Here is a 23959-nt window from a genome sequence, read left to right as displayed (position 1 = left end):
AGGGCGATCGCTGAAGGTGCTCGTGGTGTGGGGGGTTGGGACATGTCCGCTCGTCGTAAGGTCGCTCGTCGCAAGGCTGTTGCGGGGGCCGCTGCTGTTGTCGCCGCGGCTGCGGCCGTCGTTCTGCCCGGGGTGGCGCAGGCGGCGCCGGCCGGGGTGGGGGCCGGGGCGAAGAGCCCGCTGGTGCTGACGTTGGGTCGGATGCAGGCCGGTCCGCTGATGCCGGGTGGGCGGGCGGAGGTGTTCGACCTGTCGGTCACCAACACCTCCGGCACCGACGTCGCGTTCGGGAGTGAGCTGGGCGGCGGGGCGCGCGGGGCGCTGCCGGTGGGGGACAGCCAGGTGACGCTGGGTGTGACGCCCGTGCACGCGCCCGCCACGGCGCTCACGTTCGGCGGTCAGGACGGCGGGCTGCTCGGGTCGTTCTACCCCAAGGGCGGCCAGTTCGGCGACGCGTTCACGCTGCACGCGCACGCCACCTACACCTGGAAGGTCACCCTGGCAGCCGGCAAGGCCTGGCCGGTGAACGACGACCGCCTGCTGCTCGGCTTCAACGTCGGCACCATCGGCGGCGGGGCCACCGTCTCCAAGCAGGTGGACCTCCAGGTCGGCACGGCCAGGACCGGCGGTCCGATCGTCCAGACGCTGACCGGCGGCGGCAGCGCCGTCTCGGCCTCGCAGCCGCTGGTGATGCGCTACACCCTCACCAACCGCACCGGCGCGCCCGTCGCGCAGTCGCTCGTGCCGGGACTGCTGACCACGTCCTACGAGTCCGTGCCGCTCACCACGAGCCTGGCCTACGACGTGTGGGAGAACGGCCGTTGGGTGCCGCTCGGCACCGACAGCGCCGGGCTGCCCGCGATCCCGGCCCACTGGGCGAACGGCGCATCCGTCAGCTACACCGTCCGGGTGCGGGTGGCCGGTTGGGACGCCGGGGCCGGGAAGGGCGACACGGTGTCGGTCGAGGCCTCGTACGACCCGTTCGCGAGCTCCGCGGACCGCGTGGTGACCGTCACCCGCTGACGGTCACCGGTCACCCCATTCAGCGGTCGCGAGGCGATCGCTCAGGCCTCCGCGCCCTGGGCCATCGCCTCGCTGACCTCGTCGACACGGGCCGTCTCCTCCGCCGCGAAGCGTTCGGCGTCGAGCTTCTCGGCGATCTCCTCGTCCTGCTGCATCAGCAGGTCCAGGTTGGAGTCGCCGAGGTCGAAGACGCCCATGTCGACGTAGGCCTGCTGGAGCTTCGGGCCCCACAGGCCGATGTCCTTGACGCACGGCACGATCCGCGAGAAGAGCAGCTTGCGGAAGAACTGCAGGTACTCGCTCTGCTCGCTGATCTCGTCCGCGTCCTTGGCCGGGATGCCGAAGTGCTCCAGCACCTCCACGCCGCGCAGCCGGTCGCGCATCAGGTAGCAGCCCTCGATCACGAACTCCTCACGCTCGGCCCGCTCGGCGTCCGTCAGCTGCGCGTAGTAGTCACGCAGCGCCATCCGCCCGAAGGCCACGTGGCGGGCCTCGTCCTGCATCACGTAGGCCAGCAGCTGCTTGGGCAGCGGCTTGGTGGTGGTGTCGCGCAGCATCCCGAACGCAGCCAGGGCCAGGCCCTCGATCAGCACCTGCATCCCGAGGTACGGCATGTCCCAGCGGGAGTCGCGCAGGGTGTCGCCGAGCAGCGACTGCAGGTTGTCGTTGATCGGGTAGAGCATGCCGATCTTCTCGTGCAGGAAGCGCGAGTAGATCTCGACGTGACGGGCCTCGTCCATGGTCTGCGTCGCCGAGTAGAACTTGGCGTCCATGTCCGGCACGGACTCGACGATGCGCGCCGCGCAGACCATCGCGCCCTGCTCACCGTGGAGGAACTGGCTGAACTGCCAGGAGGCGTAGTGGCGGCGCATGTCGGCCTTGTTCGCCTCGCTCATCTTGTCCCAGTAGGGCGTGCCGTAGAGGGTCATCGCCTCGTCGGGGACGCCCAGCGGGTCGTACGGGTCGACCTCCAGGGACCAGTCGATCCGCTTGACCTGGTCCCACTGCTTGTCCTTGCCCTTCTGGTACAGGTTGAGCAGCCGCTCCCGGCCCTCGTCGTACTCCCAGTTGAAACGTGCCGAGCCGGAGGCCGGAACGGTCCACAGCTGCTCGGTGGGCGGGGTGGCGTAGAGGTCGTTCGTCGACATGCTTGGCTCCTTTGCCGCAGGCTCAGCAGGAGCGTCACATGGTGTTACCAACCGGTCAACCACGGTCGGGGACAGCGCCGAACCACCTGGCTCGGTACGAACCTTGTGGCCACTGGCTATTGACATCCCGTCGAATAAAGGGAGTTCCAGGTCGGGAGCTCGCGTGCGAATGCGGTGCTCAGCGCGCCGGGTAGAGCGCGTAGCCGGGGAAGTTGCCGAAGAGCTTCTCCTCCGCGCCGCCCGGCCCGTAGGTGACCGCCTGGACGAGCAGGTCGCCGCCGACGAACGCGCCCTTCCAGGACGCCCCGAGGCCGCCGAAGACCTCCGCGCGGTCGCCGCGCGAACGCGGCTTGTTGACGCCGACCTTGAACGCGAGCAGGTCCGGCGCGATCCGCTCGGCGAAGTCCGGGTCGTCGGTGGCGATGCTGGCCACCAGCGATCCGTTGCCAGCGTTCATCGCGGCCAGCAGCTCGGCCTCGGTGTCGACCAGCACGATGGAGTCCAGCGGCCCGAACGGCTCGCTGTGGTGCAGCGACCAGCTCGCGGGCGGCGACAGCACGGCGGCCGGCGCGAGGTAGGCGGAGGTGTCCTGGCCGTCCAGGAACCCGCCGTCGGCCAGGGAGCCCTGATGCAGCGGGATCGCGCACCCGGCCACCGCCTCGTCGAACTGGCCGCGCAGCTCGGCCGCCTTCGCCGCATGGATGACCGGCCCGAAGTCCAGGTCCGGCAGCGGATCGTCCGGGGAGGCGACGGCCAGCGGATGGCCGAACCGCAGACCGCCGAGGACCGCCAGATAGGCTTCCAGGAACTGCGGGAAGAGCGACCGCTGCACGACGTAGCGCGGATAGGCGGTGCAGCGCTGCTTGGCGTACTCGAAGCCCTTGCGCAGATGCGCCGACAGCGCCGTCCAGTCGCTGAACTCCCAGATCCCCCAGGTGTTCAGGCCTTCCTGCTCCAGGAAGTGACGCCGGTTCAGATCGGCCAGCGCCGTGGCCGCCCGACGGCCGTTGGCCCGGCCGCCGACGAACGCGAGCGCGCCCAGCCCCGGCGCCCGGATCAGCGCGTCGGCGAGCAGCGAGCCCGTTCCGGACAGCAGCGTGACCGGCAGCCCCGCCCGGTGCATCAGCGCGTGGGCCAACGTCAGGCAGTGGAAGCCGCCCTGGGACGGTGTCTTGGCCACCACCGCGTTCCCGGCGAGCAGTTGCACCAGCTCGCCGTGGACCTGCACGCTCATCGGGTAGTTCCAGCTGGCGATGTTGGAGACCGGACCCGGCAGCGGCGTGCGCGGCGTCGCCGAGCCGAGGCCCAACTGGCGCTCGATCTCGGCCAGGTACCAGCGTGCCCCGTCCAGGCAGCGGTCCACGTCGGCGCAGGCCAACCGCCAGGGTTTGCCGATCTCCCAGACCAGCAGCATCGCCAGCAGGTCCCGGTGCTCGGCGAGGGACTCTACGGCGGCGGCGACCCGCTCGCGTCGCACGTCCAGCGGGACGCGGGACCACTGCGCGTGCTCGGCGATCGCGAAGTCGACGGCCGCGTGGGCCTCGTCCACGCCGACCCGGGGCGGACCGGGGATCGGCGTCCCGTCGACCGGCGTGGTGTGCTCGCCGGGGACGCCGACGGCGTGCCAGTCGCCACGGACCAGGTTGCGCAGCCGGTCGGCCGCGAAGGCCTCAGGGGCGGCGGCCAGGCAGCGCGCGTAGGTCGCGTCCCAGGATGTTCCGGGTTTGGGTGCGAGGGTCACGGAAGCTCCAACGCGGGGCGGCGTGTTGCTTCGACCGTAACCGCGTGCGGCCGGAGCCGCAGCTCAGGCGCGGCAGGCCCTGGAGCTCTGGCGGGCTCAGCCTGGCGGGATCGGGCGTCGGCCGGGCTCAGACGTCGGCCGGGGTCTTGCCGATCCGGTCGGCGACGTCCAGCGCGATGCGGAGCGCCACGTCGCGGCGGGCGGCCTGGTCCGGCAGCGGCGCGACGTCCTGCGGGTCTCCCTCGCACGCCTGCGCCTCCGCGACGAAGGCGGCCACGTTGATCGTCATCAGCCCGACGGCGGCCCGCACCCGGTCCTCGTAGCTGGGGTTCGGCCCCTGCAGCAGCCGCGTGAGCGCGATCATGCGCTCCTTGAACTGGTTGCCCGCGTTCAGCTCCCGGATGGCGGGCTGGTTCTCGTGGAAGAAGCGCAGCAGCGGCTGCCGGTCGGCCATGCCCTCGGCGAAGCGGCGCAGGATCGCGTCGCGCACCTCCGGGCTGTACTCCTGCTGCTCGCCCCAGGCGATGGCCTCCTCGATCGGGGCCGCCATGTTGGCGACGATGCCCGCGAGGATGTCCTCCTTGGTGCGGAAGTGGTAGTACAGCGCCGCCTTGGTGACGCCCAGGCGGTCGGCGATCTCCCGGAGCGAGGTCTTGTCGTAGCCGTGTTCCACGAAGAGCTCCAGCGCGACGTCGAGGATGCGCGCCCGGGTGTCGCCTCGGGGGGTCTGGCTGGTCATGGCTCTCTCGCTCCGCCGGTGAGTGTGTGCGTCCGCGCTGTGCAGTTGTTGCAGGGTGCGTGGTGCAGGTGTGCGGTGGTGCAGTCGTGCGGCCGTTCGGTTGGTACTGCCCCCGTGGCACGAGCTTAGCGTGCTCGGGGCGGCGGTACTAGCCGGTCGGCAAGTAAGGCTGCCGTTTCATCGTACTGCGGGCCGCGGCGAGTTCGACGCGGGGAGTGGAGTCGGGAAGCGGCGCAGTCGGACAGCGAGGCCAGGGAGCTCAGCGAGGTCAGCGAGGGAGCCGGTAGACGCCGGGCGCGACCGGCTCGACCAGACCGTCCGCCACCAGGCCGTCCAACGCGCGGGCGCGCTGGACCGAGTCCTCCCACACCTTGTCCAGTTCCGCTTGAGGGACGCTGTCGTGGGCCTCGCGCAGGACGGCCAGCAGCTTGCCGCGCACCTGCCGGTCGGTCCCCGCGTACGTCTGCCCGCGCCGGGCCGGACCCTGGTGCGGCGGGCTGCCGGCCTGCCGCCAGGCGCAGTCGCTCCGTATCGGGCACCGGCCGCACTCGGGGCTGCGCGCCGTGCAGACCAGCGCGCCCAGCTCCATCACGGCGACGGCCCAGGTCGCGGCGGTCTCCGGCTCGTCCGGCAGCAGCGCGTTCGCCGTCCGGCGCTCGGCGGCGGTGGTGGCGTTCGCCGGGTACTCCTGCCCGTCCACGGCCCGCGCGAAGACCCGCCGCACATTGGTGTCCAGCACCGCGTGCCGCTGCCGGAACGCGAACGACGCGACGGCGGCGGCGGTGTACTCGCCGACGCCCGGCAGTGCGAGCAGCGCGGCGTGCGAGGACGGCACCTCCCCGCCGTGCTCGTCCCGGATCGCCGTCGCGGCTGCGTGCAGACGCAGCGCCCTGCGCGGGTAGCCCAGCCGCCCCCAGGCCCGGACGGCCTCTCCCGGCGCGTCCGCGGCGAGCGCCGCGGGCGTCGGCCAACGACGGAGCCACTCCTCGTAGACGGGGAGGACGCGCTTGACGGGGGTCTGCTGGAGCATGAACTCACTCACCATGACCGCCCACGGAGTCGCCTCCGGCGCGCGCCAGGGCAGGTCCCTGGCGGAGGCGGAGTACCAGGCGAGGACGGGGCGATGCAGATTTTCCATGGCGGGTGGGAGTTTAGTCGTGCGGGGAGCAGGCGATTCGCAGACGGGACGTTGCACTTCCGTCAGGGGCGCGGGGCTCTGCTGATATGCGGCTCCGCCGCGTGGGCGCGAGAAACCACTGACATGCGGATGGCCCTGAACGTTCGGGGCTCCACCTGCGCGGGTGGCTTGTCGCGCAGTTCCCCGCGCCCCTGGATAGTCCAACCACCTGCGGGAGCGAATGCTCAGCTGCCGCGCTTACACGGCGGAGCCGCACGTGGGCAGAGCCCCGCGCCCCTGGGCGGTGCAACTACCCCATCAACTTCAGGTTCAGCGTCTGCGTCAGCCAGTTGCGGTGGGTGGGTTCCTGGAACGGCGTGCCGCTGAGTGGCAGCCGCAGGCAGAAGCGGGTGCCGTGGCCGCCTGGGGCCTCGGAGATGGTGATCGTGCCGCCGTGGAGGGCGGTCTGCTGGGCGACGAGGGTGAGGCCGAGGCCCGTGCCGGGGCTGTCCTGGCCGCGGGTGAAGCGGTCGAAGACCGCGCCGCGGCGGGAAGCCGGAATGCCGGGGCCCCAGTCGTCGACCGTCAGGACCGCGTGGCCGCCGTCGACCTCCGGCGCCGCCGTCAGGGTCACCGCGATCCGCGAGGCCTCGCCGGGCGCGTGGCCGTGGACGACCGCGTTGGTGAGCAGGTTGGTGACCAGGATCTTCAGGCCTGGTTCCCACGCACGCACCCGCAGGCCGTAGCCGCCGCTCAGCATCAGCTGTGCCTCCGGCGCGCTCCGCGCGACCGCCTGGACGCAGGAGTCGACGAGCTCGCCGAAGTCGAGGTCGGTGAAGGCCTCCGCCTCGACCAGGTCGCCGCGCGCCAACGTGCGCAGCGCGGTGAGGAGTTCCAGCAGTCGCCCGTGCTCGCCGCGCAGGTCGGCGACGATCTCCTCGCGCTCGTCCGGAGCGAGGGCGGAGCCGTGCGTGGCCAGCACGTCGAGGTTGGTCTGCATGGACATCAGCGGCGTGCGCAGCTCGTGCGAGGCGGCGGAGGCGAAGGAGCGGGCGGTCTCCAGGGCCTCGCCGGTACGGGTCGCCTGCTGGTCGTACCGGGACAGGACCGCGCTCAGCGCGGCGGCCAGGTCGTCGACCTCGGTGATATGGGAGGTCCGGTGCCGGAACGAGTCCGCGCCGTCGCGCGGGTCGAGGGCGGAGGCCTGGGCGCTCAGCGTCCCCAGCGAGCGGGTGGCGCGGCGGGCCAGTGCCAGCGTCAGCAGGCCGGCCAGCGGGGCCGCCAGCAGGGCGACCAGCAGTACCCGGCCCCGGATCGCGGAGAGCTGCGCGTTGTCCGCGCTGACCGGCGCGAAGACCCAGAGCGTGCCGCCCTGCGCGAGGGACTCGCCCAGCGCGTGGAACCCGGCGACCGTCTCGGGGCGGCCGGTCGGCGCGGGCAGCACGACCGTCGGGCCGGGTTGCGGGCCGCCGCTCAGCACCGTCGTGCCGTTCGGGTCGAGGACGAGGACGCCGGAGTCGAGCGCGGAGTCGAGGACGCGCCGGTTCTGGTTCTGGGCCGCCCTCGGGCGGCCCGCCCGGTCCGCCGCGAGCAGCGACCGCACGTCGGGCGTGACGGCGACGGCGAGCGTGCGCAGCCGGGTGTCCTGCTGCTGGGTGATGTCGTGCCCGACCAGGCCGAGCAGCAGCGCGCCGGCGGCCAGCACCAGCAGCGGCACGGTCAGCGAGACGGACAGCGCTATCCGTGTGGAGAGCTTCATCCTCTTCCCGCCTCCTCGCCGGCCTTGGGCAGCCGCAGCACGAAGCCCACCCCGCGCACGGTGTGCAGCAGCCGCGGGCGTCCGCCCTCCTCCAGTTTGCGCCGCAGGTAGCTGACGAAGGTGTCCACCGCGTCGGTGCGGACGTCGAAGTCGTAGCCCCAGACGCGGTCGAGCAACTGGTCCCGGGTGAGCACGATGCCGGGGTTGCGGACGAACTGCTCGAGCAGCGAGAACTCGCGCCTGGTGAGCCGCAGTTCGACGCCGTCGCGGAAGGCCTGGCGGGTCGTCGGGTTGACCACCAGCGGGCCCGCCTGCAGCACCTCCGTCGGCGGGGGAGCGGGACGCCGCCGCAGCAGGGCGTGAAGCCGGAGCACCAGCTCCTCCAGTGCGAACGGCTTGATCAGGTAGTCGTCCGCGCCCGCCTGCAGCCCGGCCACGCGGTCGGCCAGCTCGTCCAACGCGGAGAGCATCAGCACCGGCGTCTCGTCGCCGCCCGCGCGCAGCCTGCGGCAGACCTCGGTGCCGCTCAGTCCGGGCATGGAGACGTCGAGCACCAGCACGTCGGGGGAGGCGGTGGCGATCAGGTCCAACGCCGCCGTCCCGTCGGCGGCGAGCAGCACGGTGAAACCGCTCAGCCGCAGTCCGCGTTCCAGGGAACGCCGGATCGCCGCGTCGTCGTCGACGACGAGGACCCGTCCGGCTCCGGTGGTGCCGGTCATAACGCCTCCAGTCCCAACATCAGCCGAGCGGAGGACCGCTGACCATCAGTCGGCTCAACAGGACGATGATGTGAAAGAAGAGGCAGCAGGTACGGTGGTGTTGCACAGAGCCGGGGTGGAACTCTCGTAAGGTTTGCTCGTGCCTTCTCTGCGCAATCCCGTCGGACCGCTGCCCGCGTCAATCTACTGGCGGCGGCGCCTCGTCGTGCTGGCGGCCCTTGCTGGCGCGGTCGTACTGGTGTCCGTACTGGCTTTCGGCGGCGGAGGCGGCGGCAAGCAGGCCTCGGCGGGCAGCGTGAGCACGCCGGTCGGGTCGATCACACCCGGACCGACGAGCACGGGCCACGGCTCCAACGACGGCACGGCGGGCGGCACCAACCCGAGCGCCCCCGCGGGCGCGTCGAGCACCCCGACCCCCTCGCCGAGCGGGCCCCCGGTGGTGACCCTGCCGGGCGGCGACGGGTCCACGGGAGGCTCGTCCAGCGGGTCGACGTCCGGCGGCACGGGCAGCACCGGCTCCGGCGGCTCCGGCCAGGCCGCGCCGAACCTGCCCGGCACGATGAGCCTGGCCGTCTGCAACGCGGCCGACCTCGACCTCAGCCTGAACAGCAACGAGCAGACGTACGCGGCCTCGCAGCTCCCGCTCTTCCGGCTCGACATCGCCAACACCGCGCAGAGCCCCTGCCGGATCGACCTGGGCCAGAAGTCGGCGGTGCTGACGATCACCGCCGACACCGGCGCGCAGGTCTGGTCCTCCGGCGACTGCCCGAAGGACACCTCGTCCCAGTGGTACGCGGTCCCGGCGGCCGCCGACGGCCCGCTGCAGGCGGCGTTCGGCTGGGGACGGACGACCTCCAAGCCGGGCTGCACCCCGGGCACCGGCGGCGCCGCCGTCCCGGCCGGGACCTACGTGGTGCACATCGGCATCAACGGCGTCGCCACCCAGCCGTGGCACTCGTTCAAGCTGGCGCAGTTCGGCAGCTGACCGCCCGGGTCTGGCGGCCTCGCGGGGCACCTGGGCGGCCCCTGAGCGGCCCCTGGACTCCGCCGATCGGGTGAGCCGTCAGATTGTCCGGAATGTCCGGAAGTCGCAGTCGAAGTAGCGCCCGACGTCGGGCGCTACTGGCGTCGTCAGACGTAGCGCTCGAGGATCGACGACTCCGCCAGACGGGAGAGGCCCTCGCGGACCGAGCGGGCCCGGGACTCGCCGACGCCCTCGACCGTCTGCAGGTCGTCGATGCTGGCGGCGAGCAGCTTCTGCAGGCCGCCGAAGTGGTCCACCAGCCGCTCGATGACGGTGTTGGGCAGCCGCGGGACCTTGGCCAGCAGGCGGTAGCCGCGCGGGCTGACGGCGGAGTCCAGTGCCTCGGGGGTGCCCGGGTAGCCGAGCGCCTTGGCCACCGTCTGGATCTCCAGCAGCTCGGTGTGGGTCAGCGCCTCAAGGTCGGTGAGGACGTCCTCGACGGTGCGCCCGCGCTTCGCGGCCCGCTCCGGGAAGTAGTCGCGGGCGACCAGCTCGCGGTCCGGCTCGACTCCGGCGATCAGCTCGTCCAGCTGGAGCGAGAGCAGTCGGCCGTCGGTGCCCAGCTCCACCACGTAGCCCGCGATCTCACTGGCGATCAGGCGGACCATCTCCTGCCGCTGGGCCACGGCGGCGACGTCACGGACCGTCACCAGGTCCTCGATCTCCAGCGCGGAGAGCGTGCCGGAGACCTCGTCCAGCCGGAGCTTGTACCGCTCCAGGGTGGCCAGCGCCTGGTTGGCGCGGGAGAGGATCGCGGCGGAGTCCTCGATCACGCGACGCGAGCCGTTGACGTAGAGGGCGATCAGCCGCATCGACTGGCTGACCGAGACCACCGGGTAGCCCGTCTGCTTGTTGACGCGCTCGGCGGTGCGGTGCCGGGTGCCGGTCTCCTCGGTGGGAATGTCGGCGTCGGGGACCAACTGGACGCCGGCGCGCACGATCTTGGTGATGTCCTTGTCCAGGACCACCGCACCGTCCAGCTTGCACAACTCGCGCAGGCGGGTCGCGGAGAATTCCACGTCGAGCACGAAACCGCCCGTGCAGAGCGCCTCGACCTGCTTGTCGAAGCCCACCACAATCAGGCCGCCGGTACGGCCGCGCAGCACGCGTTCCAGGCCGTCACGCAGCGCGGTACCTGGTGCGACGGCACTCAGCGAGGCCCGGAGCAGGGCCTCCTCGCGGGAGGAACGATCCGCCCGGTCGTTGGCTGCCACGAGGGCGACTCCTCCGGTGGGGGTGCGGTGTGCGCGTACGAGTTTACCGATGACCGCCTACGAGTGTGTCGGGATATTGCGGGGGCAGGGCAAACGGTGCAACGCGTTCGGGCGTCTCCCAGGTTTCTCCCAGCCGTGGATCATTTGCGGATTACCGCGAACTACTCCGGTTCGATCTCGTCCCAACCGCGCATCAGCTCGTCCGGGCTGTCGGGAATGTCCAAGTATCCGGGCACCGAGCGTTGCTGGTCGTTCGTGAGATCGACCTTGTCGGTCTGGTTGGCGAGGCTGTCGCGCTCCATCAGCTCGCTGACGGACTTGCGCCGCTGTCCGTTGCTGCTGCGCCCACGGCGGTCGGGGTCCCTGCCGATACGTCCGGGCTTGCCCGGAATTGCCGCCATGGCGTCGCCGATCGTGGTGACCTCTATCACGCGCATTCCCTTGGGCACCTTGCCCGGCTCCGGCGGGACCAGCGCATGGGTGAAGCCGAGCCGGGCCGCCTCCGCCAGCCGCCGCTCCACGCCGGTGACCCGCCGCACCTCGCCCGCGAGGCCCACCTCGCCGATGGCGACCAGCTCCTGAGGCAGCGGCGTGTCCGCGGCGGAGCTGGCCAGGGCCAGCGCGATGGCCAGATCCGCGGCAGGCTCGGAGAGCCGCACCCCGCCGACGGTGGCGGCGTAGATGTCCATCTTGCCGAGCCGGACCCCGCCGTGGCGCTCCAACATGGCCAGGATCATGGCGATCCGGGGCGACTCCAGGCCGGAGGTGGCCCGGCGCGGCGACGGGATCGACGAATCCACCAGCAGCGCCTGCACCTCGGCGACCAGCGGCCGCCGCCCCTCCAGGGTGACGGTCAGGCAGGTGCCGGGCACCGGCTCGGCCCGTTTGGTCAGGAAGAGGCCCGACGGGTCCGGCAGCCCGGTGATGCCGGAGTCGTGCAGCTCGAAGCAGCCGACCTCGTCCGTCGCCCCGTAGCGGTTCTTGACGCCCCTGATCAGCCGCAGCCGGGCGTGCCGGTCGCCCTCGAAGTGCAGCACCACGTCGACCAGGTGCTCCAGCAGGCGCGGCCCGGCGATCGCGCCCTCCTTGGTGACGTGACCGACCAGCAGCGTCGACATGGCCCGCGTCTTGGACTCGCGGATCAGCGCGCCCGCGACCTCCCTGATCTGCGCGGGCCCACCGGGCGCGCCGTCCAGCTCGGCGGAGGCGATGGTCTGCACCGAGTCGAGGACCAGCAGGGACGGCCGGACCTGCTCGATGTGCCCGAGCACGGCGGCCAGGTCCGTCTCGGCGGCGAGGTAGAGGTGCGGCGACAGGGCCTTGATCCGGTCCGCACGCAGCCGCACCTGGCTCGCGGACTCCTCACCGGTGATGTAGAGCGTCCGGTGCTCGGGGCCTGCGGCCTTGGCGGCGACGTCCAGCAGCAGTGTCGACTTGCCGACGCCGGGCTCCCCCGCCAGCAGCACGACGGCGCCGGGCACCAGCCCGCCGCCGAGGACGCGGTCCAACTCGTCGATATTGGTCGCCCGCGAGGCCGCGATCGTGGCGTCCACCTGCCCGATCGGCCTCGCCGGGGCGGAGACCGGCCCCGCCGCCGTCGTCCGCACGGCGGGTGCGCCGGCCTCCTCGACCGTGCCCCAGGCGTTGCACTCGCCACAGCGTCCGGTCCATTTGGGCGGCGTGGCACCGCAGTTGGTGCAGCGGTAGCTGCTGCGGGACTTGGACGAGCTCGATCGTGCGGCCATGACGGGAACGCTACAGCGAACCACTGACAGAGCCGGTGGGCAGCTGGGCCCGTTGCACTGCCTCGCCAGGGGCAAGCGGGGACGTTGCACTACCTCAGGGGCGCGGGGAACGGCGCGAGACGCCACTGACGAGCGGATGGCCCTGTCCGTTCGGCGCGCAACGTGGGTGGGTGGCTTGTCGCGCAGTTCCCCGCGCCCCTGATGGTGCAACCACCTGCGGGAGCGAAAGCTGCCTCAGCGGCAGCTGTACATCACCCGAAAGGGTGGATCGGAGGCGCATCCCCCGAGGGGGGTGGCGCGGCGCGCCTACCGTCGGAGGCGTGGACACCGTGCTGGACCAGCTCGCCGACGCCCTGTTCAGCTACAGCCTCTCCGTGCTGTGTGACCAGGACGAAGCCGTTGCCGCCGTGCGCCAGACACGGCGGCTCGCCGTGCGTCACCGCCGGCGTCTCCGCCGGCCCGAGCTGCAACGTGCCTGGTTGTACGCGCTGAATCGTCACGTCTGCCTGCTCCGGCTGGAGGCCCGTACCGCGCCACCCCCGGCGCAGACCGCGCACACCGCGCACACCGCGCAGACCGCGCGCTCCCGGCTCGCGCGGCTCGCCTGGCCGGAGGCGGCGGGGACGACGCCCGCCCAGCGGGAGGCGTTGGAGCTGTCCGCGCGGCACCAGCTGGAGACGCCCGAGGTCGCCGCCGTCCTCGGCCTGCGGCTGGACGCCGCTGCGGTGCTGCTCGCGCAGGGAACCTGCGAGGTGGAGCGGACCGCCGCCGCGCTCGCCGTGCTCGCCGCGGACGTGTGCCCGGAGCTGACCCGGATCGGGCGCGGGCGCGGGCCGGTACTCGGGCGGGCGCTGCGCGGTGAGCTGGTGCGCCATGTCGACGAGTGCCCGACCTGCCGCGGCGCCGCCGAGCGTGGTGCGGCGGAGGGGCCCTGGCCGGGGACGCCGCGTGACACCGGGGCGCTGCCGCTGGTCCACCTGCCGCGTGCCGCCCTGCGCACCCCGCGCGGGGAGGAGCCGCTCCCGGATCCCCGGTTCGACCGGCGCGGCTTCCCGGTGCACCTGCCGCCGCAGGCGGAACGCGCGGTCGTGGTCCGGCATCGCACGGTCATCGGCTCGGTCGCGGCCGCGGTCGTGGCCGCGCCCGCCGTCGCGCTGTGGGCGATGCACCTGGCGGACGCGCCCGGCATTCCGGCGGCGCAGGTCACCTCGGTGCGGGTGTCCGACCCGCAGTCGGCCGACCCGTCCGAGGGCCCGGCCGCTCCCTCGGGGTCGGCGACGGGCCCGGTCGACTCGGGTGGTGGGCGCCTCGGCGAGAACGTCGCGTTCACGGTCACGACCCCGGGCGTCACCACCCCGCCGGGGACCGTCCCCATACCGGTCGGCTCCTCGGGTGTCGGCGCGGGGCAACTCGACGTCGGCGCGGCCGAGTCGGGCGGTCGGACGCTGATCACGCTCACCAACACCGGTGGCAGCGCCCTGCTCTGGACCGCTTCGGTGCAGGCTCCCTGGATCAGGCTCAGCCGGGACGGCGGCACGCTCGCTCCGGGCGCGCAGCTCACCGTGCTGGTCACCGTCGACGAGGACGCCACGCCGCGCGACCCCTGGAGCGCCCAGATCGTCTTCCAGCCCTCGGGCAGTACGGTCACCCTCTACGGCACCGGCAGCTCCCGTCGCGGCATCCCGTCCCCGACGCCGAGCCCGACCTCCGCGTCGCCCACGCCGCCGCCGACACCGTCGAGCTCGCCCACGCCCACACCTACGCCCACACCGACCCCGTCCGCCTCGGCGTCCGGGACTCCGTCGACAGCGCCCTCCGGCGCCACGCCGCCCGGTTCCCCGTCGGCCGACCCGACGCCGCAGTCGTCCGACACACCGTCAAGCGGCAGCCCCGTCCCCACCGACGGGCACTGACGCGGCGGATCAGCCCGCGGGCTGGTCCGCCGGGTGCGGGGCGACCGGGCCGGACGGGTTGGCGAGGTGGCGTTCGCACTGGCGGACCAGTTCGGCGTAGCCGCCCGCGCCCATCAGCTCGACCAGCTCCGCGCGGTAGCTGACGTAGACCGGGTCGGCGCCGACGTGCGCGTCGGGGCTGCCGGTGCACCACCACTGCAGGTCGTGGCCGCCAGGGCCCCAGCCGCGGCGGTCGTACTCGCCGATGGTGATCTGCAGGTAGCGGGTCTCGTCCGGGCGGTCGATCCAGTCGTAGGCGCGGCGGATCGGGAGCTGCCAGCAGACGTCCGGCTTGGTCTCCAGGGGTTCGAGGCCCTCGCGCAGCGCCAGCGTGTGCAGCGCGCAGCCCTCGCCGCCGGGGAAGCCGGGACGGTTCAGGAAGATGCACGCGCCGTCGACGCGGCGGGTGCGCAGGTCGCCGTCCTCGTCGGGCTCGGAGATGCCCTTGGGGCCGGTGCCCTGCTTGTGGAACTGCCAGGTCTCCGGGGTCAGCCGCGCGGCGTGGCCGAGGACGCGCTTCTGGTCGTCCTCGTCGGACCAGTGCGCGCCGAGCGTGCAGCAGCCGTCGCTGGCCCGGCCGGGGCGGATGCCGTGGCAGCCGCGGCCGAAGACGCAGGTCCAGCGGGAGGTGAGCCAGGTGAGGTCGCACCGGAAGACCTGCTCGGCGTCGTCGGGGTCGACGAACTCCACCCAGGCGCGGGGGAAGTCCAGCCCGACCTCGCGCTTGCGCGCCGCCTTGGCGGCCTTCTTGGCCGCCTTCAGGTCCATCGTGCCGCTGATCTGTACGTCTACTACTGCCACCCGCTCAGCCTATGCCGGTTCTGCCGCACCACGGCCACGGCCTGCGGGGGAGTATCGGACGATTTTCCCGACAACCTGTCGGCACGCCTCTCGCCGCGGCACCCACCAGGGCCGAGCGTGTGAGCGGCCAGGTCCAGCCGGATGAACCGGCAGGTCGCGACGGAGCGCCGGGCCTTCCCACCCGGAGCATGGGCCGCATGCTGCCGCCATGACGATCGGGTGGAGATCTTCTTGTCGGACAAGCGTTCTGACGATGTGTCTGACGGCCTGTCTGGCGACCGCGCTGGTGGCCGTCGGCGTGGTGCTCCCGGGGGACCGGGCTCGCGCCGACGAGGGGACCGTGTCGCAGGACACGCTGCGCACCGGCTGGGACCGGAGCGAGCCGGGCCTCACGCCCGCGCAGGTGTCCAGCTCGCGGTTCGGCCGGCAGTTCTCCACAGCTGTGGACGGCCAGGTCTACGCCCAGCCGCTGGTCATCGGGACGACGCTGATCGCCGCGACCGAGAACGACAAGGTCTACGGCATCGACGCGGCCACCGGAGCGATCCGCTGGACCAGGACCCTCGGCACGCCCTGGCCCGCCTCCGCGATCGGCTGCGGTGACCTCACTCCCAACCTCGGCGTGACCAGCACCCCCGTCTACGACTCGGCCGACAACACGGTCTACCTGACCTCCAAGGTCAACGACGGCCCCGACCAGACCCACCCGAACTGGTACATCCACGCGATCGACCCGGCTTCCGGAGCCGAACGCAGCGGCTGGCCGGTCAAGGTCCAGGGGGCGCCGACCAACGACCCGAGCCGCCCGTTCGACGCCTACACCGTCAACCAGCGGGCCGGTCTGCTGCTGCTCGACGGCAAGGTCTACGCGGGCTTCGGCTCGCACTGCGACATCAACCCCTATGTCGGCTACATCGCCGGGGTCGACACCGGCACCCGCTCGCTCAAGCTCTGGGCCACCGAGAACAGCGCCGCCGACGGGATGGCGGGCGTCTGGCAGTCGGGCGGCGGGCTGGTCTCCGACGGGTCGGGCCGGATCCTCTTCTCCACCGGCAACGGGATGTCGCCCGCGCCCGACCCGGGCAGCAGGCCGCCGGGGCAGCTGTCCGAGTCCGTGATCCGACTCGGCGTCAACAGCGACGGTTCGCTGCACGCCCAGGACTTCTTCAGCCCGTCCAACGCGCCCACCCTGGACCAGGACGACGCCGACTTCGGCTCCGGCGGACCGGTGGCGCTGCCCGCCTCGCCCTTCGGGGCCAGCTCCGCCCACCCGCACCTGCTGGTCCAGGTCGGCAAGGACGGCCGGGTCTTCCTGCTGGACCGGGACAACCTGGGCGGACACGACCAGGGCCCCGGCGGCGGTGACGCGGTGCTCGGCGTCACCGGCCCGTTCGAGGGCGTCTGGGGGCACCCGGCGGCCTACGGCGGCGGGGGCGGCTACGTCTACGAGATCGGGTCGCGCGGACCGCTGCGCGCCTTCCAGTTCGGGCTGAACGGCAGTGGCAACCCGACGCTGACCCCGGCCGGGGCGAGCCCGGAGACCTTCGGCTACACCTCCGGCTCGCCGGTGATCACCTCGGACGGGACCACGCCCGGCTCGGCGACCGTCTGGGCCGTCTACGCGGACGGCAGCAACGGCGCCAACAGCCAGCTGCGCGCCTACGACGCGGTGCCGAACAGCGGCTCGATGCACCTGCTCTGGTCGACGCCGATCGGGACCGCGTCCAAGTTCTCGGTGCCCGCGACGAGCGGCGGCCGGGTCTACGTCGGCACCCGTGACGGGCACGTGCTCGCCTTCGGCCTGCCCGCCGCGTCGGCGCTGATCGGCTCCCCGGCGGCGCTCGGCAACGTCGCCGTCGGCACGACCGGGGCCGGGACGCTGACCGTGCGGGCCACCCAGACGGCCACCGTCACCGCCGTGACCACCCCCACCGGCAGCCCCTTCACCGCGGCGCCGAGCGGGCTGCCCAAGTCGCTCACCGCCGGGGCGAGTTACTCGGTGCCGCTGACCTTCGCCCCGACCGCTCCCGGACCGGCCAGCGGGGTGGTCAGCTTCACGGTGAAGACCGGAGCGACCACCGCCACCATCGGCTTCGGCGTGACCGGCTACGGCACCCGGCCCGGCTTCACCGCCTTCCCTGCCTCCCTCGACTTCGGCCAGGTCGCCACCGGCACCACGAACACCCTGGGCGTGAGCATCACCAACACCGGCACCTCCGCCGAGACGGTGACCTCGACGTCCGCGCCCAGCGCCCCCTTCTCCGCGTCCGGGCTGCCCGCGTCCGGGACGGTGGTGCAGCCGCAGCAGTCGGTGACCGTCCAGGTGACCTACGCGCCGACGGCCGCGTCGTCCGGCGACACCGGCTCGCTCAGTGTGGTGGGCCCGGACGGGACGGCGACGGTCCCGCTCACCGGCAGCGCGGTGACCGGGGCCGCGCACCTGACGATCACCCCGACCACGACCTCGTTCGGGTCCGTGCCGATCGGCAGTTCCAAGACGTTGACCTTCGACATCAGCAACACCGGCAACATCCCGCTCACCATCACCAAGGCCGCGCCGCCCGCCGCGCCTTTCCTCGCCACGGCCCCGATCAGCGAGGGCCAGGAGCTGGACCCGGGCGCGGTGGTGCACCAGAGCGTCACCTTCTCGCCGACGTCGACCGGCAGCTTCACCGGCGTCTACCAGATCACCTCCGACGACGGGAACGGCCCGCAGCCCGAGACCCTGACCGGCACCGGCACGCAGCCGTCCGGCGGGATCGTCGTGCCCGACCCCGGCGCGGGCGGCTGGCAGCTGAACGGCTCCGCGTCGGTCTCGGGCGGCGACCTCGACCTGACCCAGGCGCTGGCCCGGCAGGCTGGTTCCGCCGTCTTCCCGGTCCCGGTGGTCACCAATGGGTTGAACGCCACCTTCACCGCGGTCATCGGCGGCGGCACGGGGGCCGACGGGCTCTCCTTCGCCCTGCTCGACCCGGCCAGGGTCACCCCGACCGCCGTCGGACAGCCGGGCGGATACCTCGGCTGGGCCCCGCTGCCGGGCGTCGCGGTCACCCTCGACACCTACAAGAACGCGGCCAACCCGTCGAACAACTTCGTCGGCCTGGCCACTGGTTCCAACGCCAACGGGCTGACCTACGCGGCGACCAGCACGAAGGTCCCGAACCTGCGCAGCGGACCGCACACCGTCGGTGTCCAGGTCAGCGGCCGGACGGTGACGGTCACCGTGGACGGCGTCCGGCTCTTCGCCACCTCGGTCGCCTCGCTGCCGCCCGCCGCGTTCCTCGCCTTCACCGGCGGGACGGGGGCGCTGACGGACATTCACACGGTCAGGAACGCCGCGATCACCGCCCCCGCCTACGCGGTCCCGCCGCCCGGACCCAATGGCTGGGTCCGCAACGGCTCGGCGACGATGGTCGGCACCACGCTCCAGCTCACCCCGGCCAAGCCCGACCAGGCCGGATCGGACTTCCAGTCCACCGCCGTCCCGTCCGCCAATCTGGCGGCGACCTTCACCGCCACGATCGGCGGCGGGACCGGGGCCGACGGCCTGACCTTCGCGATGCTCGACGCGAGCAAGCGCGGGCCGGCCTCCCTGGGCGCCGACGGCGGCGGACTCGGCTGGCTCGGCCTGCCCGGCGTCGCGGTCGCCCTGGACACCTACAAGGACCCGACGAACCCCTCGGCCAACTTCGTCGGGGTCACCGTCGGCTCGACCGCCGGGCACCTCGTCTACGCGGCCACGTCGAGCGCGATCCCCAAGCTGCGCTCGGGCCCGGTCGCGGTCACGGTGACGGTGTCCAACGGCACCCTGCTGGTCTCCGTCGGCGGCAAGCAGGTGATCGCGGTGAAGGTCACCCTGCCGACCGACGTCCGGGTCGGCTTCACCGGGGGCACCGGTGCGAGCACCGACGTCCACTCCGTCAGCGGCGTTACGATCAAATACTGAGGGGCCGAGGAGGCCGCAATGCCCGTCACGCATCCCGTCCGGCATCCTGTGAGGCGCAGGCTGGTGCCCATGGCCGCGCTCGCCGTCGCGCTCGTCCCCGCCCTCGTCGGAGCCGCGCCCGCGCCCATGCCCGCGCCGATGCCGGCGCCCGCCTCCTCCGGGCCGCCGTTCACCGTGCTGGTCGTCGACACCGACACCCAGGGCCGCGTGCTCAGCGACCTGGACGGTCTCGTCCTCTACCACTTCGACGGCGACCAGCCGTCGACGCACGTCTTCGGGTGCACCGGAAGCTGCCTGACCACCCGTCATCCGCTGCTGACCACCCCGGGCACCTCGCTGCACCTGCCGCCCGGCGTCCCCGGGACGCTGGCGGCGACGCAGCGCCCGGACGGCGTCGGCGACCAGGTCACCTACGACGGGGCCCCGCTCTACACCTACGCGGGCGACCAGCCGGGCGACACCAACGGCGTCGCGCCGGGCTGGCACGCGGCCCAGGTGTCCCACGTGACGCCGCCCGGCCTGCCCTGACCGGCGACGATCCGCGCGGCGATCGCGTAGCGTGGGCAGTTATGCGACTTGGCGTACTCGACGTGGGATCCAACACCGTCCACTTCCTCGTGGTGGACGCACACCCGGGCGCTGCGCCGCTGCCCGCTTACTCGCACAAGATCGAGCTGCGTCTTGCCGAGCTGCTGCACGTGGACGGATCGATCCACGAGGACGGCGTGGAGCGGCTGGTGGAGATGGTGTCCTCGTCGATGCGGGTCGCCGAGGACAAGGGCGTCGAGGAGGTCCTGCCCTTCGCGACCAGCGCGATCCGCGAGGCCACCAACGGCGAGAAGGTGCTCAAGCGGGTCCTCGACGAGACCGGCGTCGAGCTGCGGGTCCTCTCCGGCGGCGACGAGGCCCGGCTCACCTTCCTGGCGGCCCGCCGCTGGTACGGCTGGTCGAGCGGCCGACTGCTGCTGCTCGACATCGGCGGCGGCTCGCTGGAGATCGCCTGCGGCCTGGACGAGCAGCCCGACACCGCGATCTCGCTGCCGCTCGGCGCGGGCCGGCTCACCGCCTCCTGGCTCCCGGGCGACCCGCCCGACGCGGAGCGCGTCCGCGAACTCCGCAAGCACGTGCGGGCGGAGATCGCCCGCACCGTCGCGGAGGTCTCCCGGCTGGGTCCTCCGGACCACGTCGTGGGGACGTCCAAGACCTTCAAGCAGCTCGCCCGGATAACGGGCGCCGCCCGCGAGGCCGACGGCCCGCTGGTCCCGAGGCGGCTGACCCGCAGCTCGCTGGAGGACTGGGTCCCGCGCCTGGCCGCGATGAGCACGCAGCAGCGGGTGCTGCTGCCGGGCGTCTCGGTGGGACGCGCGAGACAGCTGCTGGCCGGCGCGCTGGTCGCCGAGGGCGCGATGGACCTCTTCCGCGTGGACGAACTGGACATCTGCCCGTGGGCGCTGCGCGAGGGCGTCATCCTGCGGCGCTTGGACCGGTTGGCCTCCGGCCAGTAGGACCGGGCACATGGGCTGATTGCACTGTGCAGTGCAATCCGCACAGGGTGGTGTCTCGCGCAGTTCCCCGCGCCCCTGAGGTGAGTGCAAGTGCCCGTTCGCCCGGAGCGCTTCTCTAAGCTGATTGCTGTGGCGAAAGCACGCGGTACCGATGTGAACCGAGACGACGAGTGCATCCTCGTGCCCAAGGCAAAGGTCGCGCTGTCCACCGCCTCCGTCTACCCGGAGAACACCGCCGCCGCGTTCGAGATCGCGGGGCGGCTCGGTTACGACGGCGTCGAGGTGATGGTCTGGACGGACCCGGTCTCCCAGGACATCGAGGCCCTGCGTCGTCTCTCCGACTACCACCAGGTGCCGATCCTCGCCGTGCACGCGCCCTGCCTGCTGATCACGCAGCGGGTCTGGGGCACGGACCCCTGGCAGAAGCTGGAGCGGGCCCGCTCCGCCGCGGAGAAGCTGGGGGCGAGCACCGTCGTCGTGCACCCGCCGTTCCGTTGGCAGCGCCAGTACGCGCGGGAGTTCGTGCAGGGCGTGTGGCGGATGGCGGACGAGACGGACGTGCGCTTCGCCGTGGAGAACATGTACCCCTGGCGCTACCGCGACCGCGAGGTCGCCGCCTACGCGCCGGACTGGGATCCGACGACCGAGGACTACCGCCACTTCACCATCGACCTCTCCCACGTCTCGACCTCGCGCGCCGACGCCCTCGCCATGCTGGACCGGATGGGCGACCGGCTCGGCCACGTCCACCTCGCCGACGGGTCCGGCTCGGCCAAGGACGAGCACCTGATCCCCGGGCGGGGGAACCAGCCCTGCGCCGAGCTGCTGGAGAGGCTGGCGCGGAACAGCTTCGACGGGCACGTGGTGCTGGAGGTCAACACCCGGCGCGCACCGGGGCCGGTCGAACGGGAGGCCGACCTCGCCGAGGCGCTGGCCTTCACCCGGCTCAACCTCGCCGCCGCACCCGCGACTCCGCCGGCAGGCCCGCCCGGCGGAAGTGACCGCATCTCGGACAGCGTGTCCGATGGGCGGTCATAGGGCGTACCCTCGACGGCACTAGCCAAGGAGTTGAGAACAGTGCCGCAGCTCAGGTCTCGAACGGTCACCCACGGTCGCAACATGGCGGGCGCGCGCGCTCTCATGCGCGCCTCCGGTGTAGCCGGCGAGGACATCGGCAAGCCGATCGTCGCGGTCGCCAACTCCTTCACCGAGTTCGTCCCCGGCCACACGCACCTGGCGCCGGTCGGCCGGATCGTCTCCGCGGCGATCAAGGCCGCGGGCGCGGTGCCGCGCGAGTTCAACACCATCGCGGTGGACGACGGCATCGCCATGGGCCACGGCGGCATGCTCTACTCGCTGCCCTCGCGCGACCTGATCGCGGACAGCGTCGAGTACATGGTCGAGGCCCACTGCGCCGACGCGCTGATCTGCATCTCCAACTGCGACAAGATCACCCCGGGCATGCTGATGGCCGCGCTGCGGCTCAACATCCCGACGGTCTTCGTCTCCGGCGGACCGATGGAGGCCGGGAAGGCCACCCTGGTCGACGGCACGGTCCGCAAGCTCGACCTGATCAACGCCATCGCGGACGCGGTCAACGAGAACGTCTCCGACGAGGACATCCGCCGGATCGAGGAGAACGCCTGCCCGACCTGCGGCTCCTGTTCCGGCATGTTCACCGCCAACTCGATGAACTGCCTGACCGAGGCCATCGGCCTCTCGCTCCCCGGCAACGGCTCGGTGCTGGCCACCCACACCGCCCGTCGCGACCTCTACGAGCGCGCGGGCCGCACGGTGGTGGAGCTGACGAAGCGTCATTACGAGCAGGGCGACGAGACCGTGCTGCCGCGCGCGATCGCGTCCAAGGCCGCGTTCGAGAACGCCATGTCCCTGGACATCGCCATGGGCGGCTCGACCAACACGATCCTGCACCTGCTGGCCGCCGCGCAGGAGGCCGAGGTGGACTTCACCGTCCACGACATCGACCGGCTCTCCCGCAAGGTCCCGTGCCTGGCCAAGGTCGCCCCGAACGTCGCGCCGACCACGACCTACTACATGGAGGACGTGCACCGCGCGGGCGGCATCCCGGCCATCCTCGCCGAGCTGCACCGAGGCGGCCTGCTCAACGAGGACGTCCACACCGTCCACTCCGACTCGCTGGCCGAGTGGCTCAAGACCTGGGACGTGCGCGGCGGTTCCCCGACCGCCGAGGCCGTCGAGCTGTGGCACGCGGCCCCCGGCTGCGTCCGCTCCGCGGAGGCGTTCTCGCAGTCGGAGCGCTGGGACACGCTGGACACCGACGCGTCCGGCGGCTGCATCCGCTCCGTCGAGCACGCCTACTCCAAGGACGGCGGCCTGGCCGTGCTCCACGGCAACCTGGCCGCGGACGGCTGCGTGGTGAAGACGGCCGGTGTCGACGAGTCGATCTGGACCTTCGAGGGTCCGGCGGTCGTCTGCGAGTCGCAGGACGAGGCGGTCGAGAAGATCCTCGCCAAGCAGGTCAAGGAGGGCGACGTCGTCGTCATCCGCTACGAGGGCCCCAAGGGCGGCCCCGGCATGCAGGAGATGCTCTACCCGACCTCGTTCCTCAAGGGACGCGGCCTGGGCAAGGCCTGCGCGCTGATCACCGACGGGCGCTTCTCCGGCGGCACCAGCGGGCTCTCCATCGGCCACGTCTCGCCCGAGGCGGCCTCCGGCGGCATCATCGCGCTGGTCCAGGACGGCGACCGGATCCGGATCGACATCCCGAACCGCGGCGTCGAGCTGCTGGTGCCCGAGGCCGAGCTGGCCGCGCGCCGGGAGGCGCTGGGCGGCGTCTTCGCGCCGAAGAACCGCGAGCGCAAGGTCTCGGCCGCGCTGCGCGCCTACGCCGCGATGGCCACCAGCGCTGACAAGGGCGCGGTCCGCGACGTCTCGAAGCTCGGTTGATCCAGGGCTGATCCGGGGCTGAGCCGGGTGGTCCGCCGGTCCACCCGGCGGACCACGCATAATCGAAGGGTGTCCCCGCGCGCCGAGAACCCCGCCCAGAGTCCTGTGAACTCCGCCAGTACCGCCCCCGCCCCCGAGCCGATCCGCTGGTTCGGCACCACGTGGGTGGAGCGGGGGAGCGCCTACTGGCTGCGCCGGGTCGGGGTCAGCATCGGCGCGCTGGTCGCGGCCTTCCTCGGCGGCTACGTCATGCAGCTCGCGGTGGAGGGCGTCTTCATCGCCCAGACCGGCGGCTTCGTCGAGGCCGTCATGGTCCTCGCGATCGTCGTCTGCAGCTGCATCGCCGCGCTGCGGAACTGGACCATCCTCGCCCGTGGCAAGGAGTCGCTGTCCGGCTGGATGGAGGACGACAAGTCCATGGGCGTGCCCATGATCGTCGGCTTCGTCGGCTCGCTGGTCGCCTACTTCTTCCGCAGCCTCGTCGAGGCCCCGGGCGAATCCGTCCTCCGCGCCCGTTACGAGCAGGCCCTGGCCGCCCACGCCCGCCGCAAGCCCAAGCCGCAGAAGGCCCGGCCCGGCGGCGGTCGCAAGCGCTGAC

Annotated in this window: 18 protein-coding genes; 9 read left to right on the top strand and 9 right to left on the bottom strand. The window is 72.5% G+C overall.

Translation table 11 applies throughout. The features are described 5' to 3' along the window. Nucleotides 1–42: 42 nt before the first annotated feature. Nucleotides 43–1023, top strand: a complete 981-nt coding sequence (locus tag I2501_RS36445) for a hypothetical protein (protein WP_196198364.1) — start codon at nt 43–45, stop codon at nt 1021–1023. 41 nt (nt 1024–1064) lie between these two features. On the opposite strand, the gene I2501_RS36440 is transcribed toward I2501_RS36445, so the two are convergent. From I2501_RS36440 to I2501_RS36415, 6 genes are all read right to left on the bottom strand, one after another. Further along, complete coding sequence (locus I2501_RS36440) at nt 1065–2171, bottom strand: ferritin-like domain-containing protein (protein ID WP_196198363.1); 1107 nt, start codon at nt 2169–2171, stop codon at nt 1065–1067. Between the two features lie 178 nt (nt 2172–2349). Then, nucleotides 2350–3912 carry an aldehyde dehydrogenase family protein gene (locus I2501_RS36435; RefSeq protein ID WP_196198362.1) on the bottom strand — a complete coding sequence of 521 codons (1563 nt, stop codon included), beginning with the start codon at nt 3910–3912 and terminating at the stop codon, nt 2350–2352. Nucleotides 3913–4039: 127 nt separating this feature from the next. Beyond that, on the bottom strand, nt 4040–4651 hold the full coding sequence (locus I2501_RS36430; protein WP_196198361.1) for a TetR/AcrR family transcriptional regulator: 612 nt from the start codon (nt 4649–4651) through the stop codon (nt 4040–4042). Nucleotides 4652–4919: 268 nt separating this feature from the next. Continuing rightward, nucleotides 4920–5789, bottom strand: coding sequence for an A/G-specific adenine glycosylase (locus tag I2501_RS36425; protein ID WP_196198360.1), 870 nt, complete (start codon nt 5787–5789; stop codon nt 4920–4922). Nucleotides 5790–6078: 289 nt separating this feature from the next. Next, on the bottom strand, nt 6079–7527 hold the full coding sequence (locus I2501_RS36420; protein WP_196198359.1) for a sensor histidine kinase: 1449 nt from the start codon (nt 7525–7527) through the stop codon (nt 6079–6081). Further along, nucleotides 7524–8246: a response regulator transcription factor gene (locus I2501_RS36415; protein ID WP_196198358.1), complete on the bottom strand. Its 723-nt coding sequence runs from the start codon at nt 8244–8246 to the stop codon at nt 7524–7526. The genes I2501_RS36420 and I2501_RS36415 overlap by 4 nt, the downstream gene beginning before the upstream one ends. Before the next feature lie 139 nt (nt 8247–8385). Between I2501_RS36415 and I2501_RS36410 the strand changes: the two genes are divergently transcribed. After that, a complete protein-coding gene (locus tag I2501_RS36410; protein ID WP_196198357.1) occupies nt 8386–9231 on the top strand; it encodes a hypothetical protein in 846 nt (281 codons plus the stop codon). Between the two features lie 146 nt (nt 9232–9377). Here I2501_RS36410 and disA read toward each other — a convergent pair whose 3' ends face one another. Both disA and radA read right to left on the bottom strand, forming a co-directional pair. Next, complete coding sequence (disA, locus tag I2501_RS36405; RefSeq protein ID WP_196198356.1) at nt 9378–10484, bottom strand: DNA integrity scanning diadenylate cyclase DisA; 1107 nt, start codon at nt 10482–10484, stop codon at nt 9378–9380. A gap of 161 nt (nt 10485–10645) precedes the next feature. Further along, nucleotides 10646–12229 (bottom strand): DNA repair protein RadA, encoded by a 1584-nt coding sequence (radA, locus tag I2501_RS36400; protein WP_236047899.1) that lies wholly within the window; start codon nt 12227–12229, stop codon nt 10646–10648. Between the two features lie 320 nt (nt 12230–12549). On the opposite strand from radA, the gene I2501_RS40875 reads away from it, so the two are divergent. Next, entirely contained in the window at nt 12550–14142 is a 1593-nt protein-coding gene (locus I2501_RS40875; protein WP_196198355.1) for a BACON domain-containing protein, read from the top strand. Between the two features lie 9 nt (nt 14143–14151). Here I2501_RS40875 and I2501_RS36390 read toward each other — a convergent pair whose 3' ends face one another. Next, the gene (locus I2501_RS36390; protein ID WP_196198410.1) at nt 14152–14949 is read right to left on the bottom strand and encodes a hypothetical protein; all 798 of its coding nucleotides are present in this window, start codon (nt 14947–14949) and stop codon (nt 14152–14154) included. A gap of 286 nt (nt 14950–15235) precedes the next feature. Here I2501_RS36390 and I2501_RS36385 point away from each other — a divergent pair, with 286 nt between their 5' ends. From I2501_RS36385 to I2501_RS36360, 6 genes are all read left to right on the top strand, one after another. Beyond that, nucleotides 15236–18928, top strand: a complete 3693-nt coding sequence (locus I2501_RS36385; RefSeq protein ID WP_196198354.1) for a choice-of-anchor D domain-containing protein — start codon at nt 15236–15238, stop codon at nt 18926–18928. A 69-nt stretch (nt 18929–18997) separates the two neighbouring features. After that, complete coding sequence (locus tag I2501_RS36380; RefSeq protein WP_196198353.1) at nt 18998–19456, top strand: COG4315 family predicted lipoprotein; 459 nt, start codon at nt 18998–19000, stop codon at nt 19454–19456. A 41-nt stretch (nt 19457–19497) separates the two neighbouring features. Then, on the top strand, nt 19498–20433 hold the full coding sequence (locus I2501_RS36375) for a Ppx/GppA phosphatase family protein (protein ID WP_196198352.1): 936 nt from the start codon (nt 19498–19500) through the stop codon (nt 20431–20433). Between the two features lie 174 nt (nt 20434–20607). Further along, nucleotides 20608–21471 (top strand): sugar phosphate isomerase/epimerase family protein, encoded by an 864-nt coding sequence (locus tag I2501_RS36370; RefSeq protein WP_196198409.1) that lies wholly within the window; start codon nt 20608–20610, stop codon nt 21469–21471. 39 nt (nt 21472–21510) lie between these two features. Further along, complete coding sequence (gene ilvD / locus I2501_RS36365) at nt 21511–23361, top strand: dihydroxy-acid dehydratase (RefSeq protein WP_196198351.1); 1851 nt, start codon at nt 21511–21513, stop codon at nt 23359–23361. A gap of 69 nt (nt 23362–23430) precedes the next feature. Further along, a complete protein-coding gene (locus I2501_RS36360) occupies nt 23431–23958 on the top strand; it encodes a hypothetical protein (RefSeq protein WP_196198350.1) in 528 nt (175 codons plus the stop codon). Nucleotide 23959 lies beyond the last annotated feature (1 nt).

The organism is Streptacidiphilus fuscans, from assembly GCF_015690355.1.
Taxonomy (GTDB): Bacteria; Actinomycetota; Actinomycetes; order Streptomycetales; family Streptomycetaceae; genus Streptacidiphilus; species Streptacidiphilus fuscans.
The sequence above is the reverse complement of the archived record's forward strand: the minus strand, read 5'-3'. Positions and strand labels throughout refer to the sequence as shown.

Bases quoted from the DNA above. Each gene is read 5' to 3' on its own strand.
- radA (WP_236047899.1), bottom strand. From the start codon at position 12,229: ATGGCCGCACGATCGAGCTCGTCCAAGTCCCGCAGCAGCTACCGCTGC.
- I2501_RS36420 (WP_196198359.1), bottom strand. From the start codon at position 7,527: ATGAAGCTCTCCACACGGATAGCGCTGTCCGTCTCGCTGACCGTGCCG.
- I2501_RS36430 (WP_196198361.1), bottom strand. From the start codon at position 4,651: ATGACCAGCCAGACCCCCCGAGGCGACACCCGGGCGCGCATCCTCGAC.
- I2501_RS36385 (WP_196198354.1), top strand. From the start codon at position 15,236: ATGTGTCTGACGGCCTGTCTGGCGACCGCGCTGGTGGCCGTCGGCGTG.
- I2501_RS36445 (WP_196198364.1), top strand. From the start codon at position 43: ATGTCCGCTCGTCGTAAGGTCGCTCGTCGCAAGGCTGTTGCGGGGGCC.
- I2501_RS36375 (WP_196198352.1), top strand. From the start codon at position 19,498: ATGCGACTTGGCGTACTCGACGTGGGATCCAACACCGTCCACTTCCTC.
- I2501_RS36380 (WP_196198353.1), top strand. From the start codon at position 18,998: ATGGCCGCGCTCGCCGTCGCGCTCGTCCCCGCCCTCGTCGGAGCCGCG.
- I2501_RS36390 (WP_196198410.1), bottom strand. From the start codon at position 14,949: ATGGACCTGAAGGCGGCCAAGAAGGCCGCCAAGGCGGCGCGCAAGCGC.
- I2501_RS36440 (WP_196198363.1), bottom strand. From the start codon at position 2,171: ATGTCGACGAACGACCTCTACGCCACCCCGCCCACCGAGCAGCTGTGG.
- I2501_RS36425 (WP_196198360.1), bottom strand. From the start codon at position 5,789: ATGGAAAATCTGCATCGCCCCGTCCTCGCCTGGTACTCCGCCTCCGCC.
- I2501_RS36415 (WP_196198358.1), bottom strand. From the start codon at position 8,246: ATGACCGGCACCACCGGAGCCGGACGGGTCCTCGTCGTCGACGACGAC.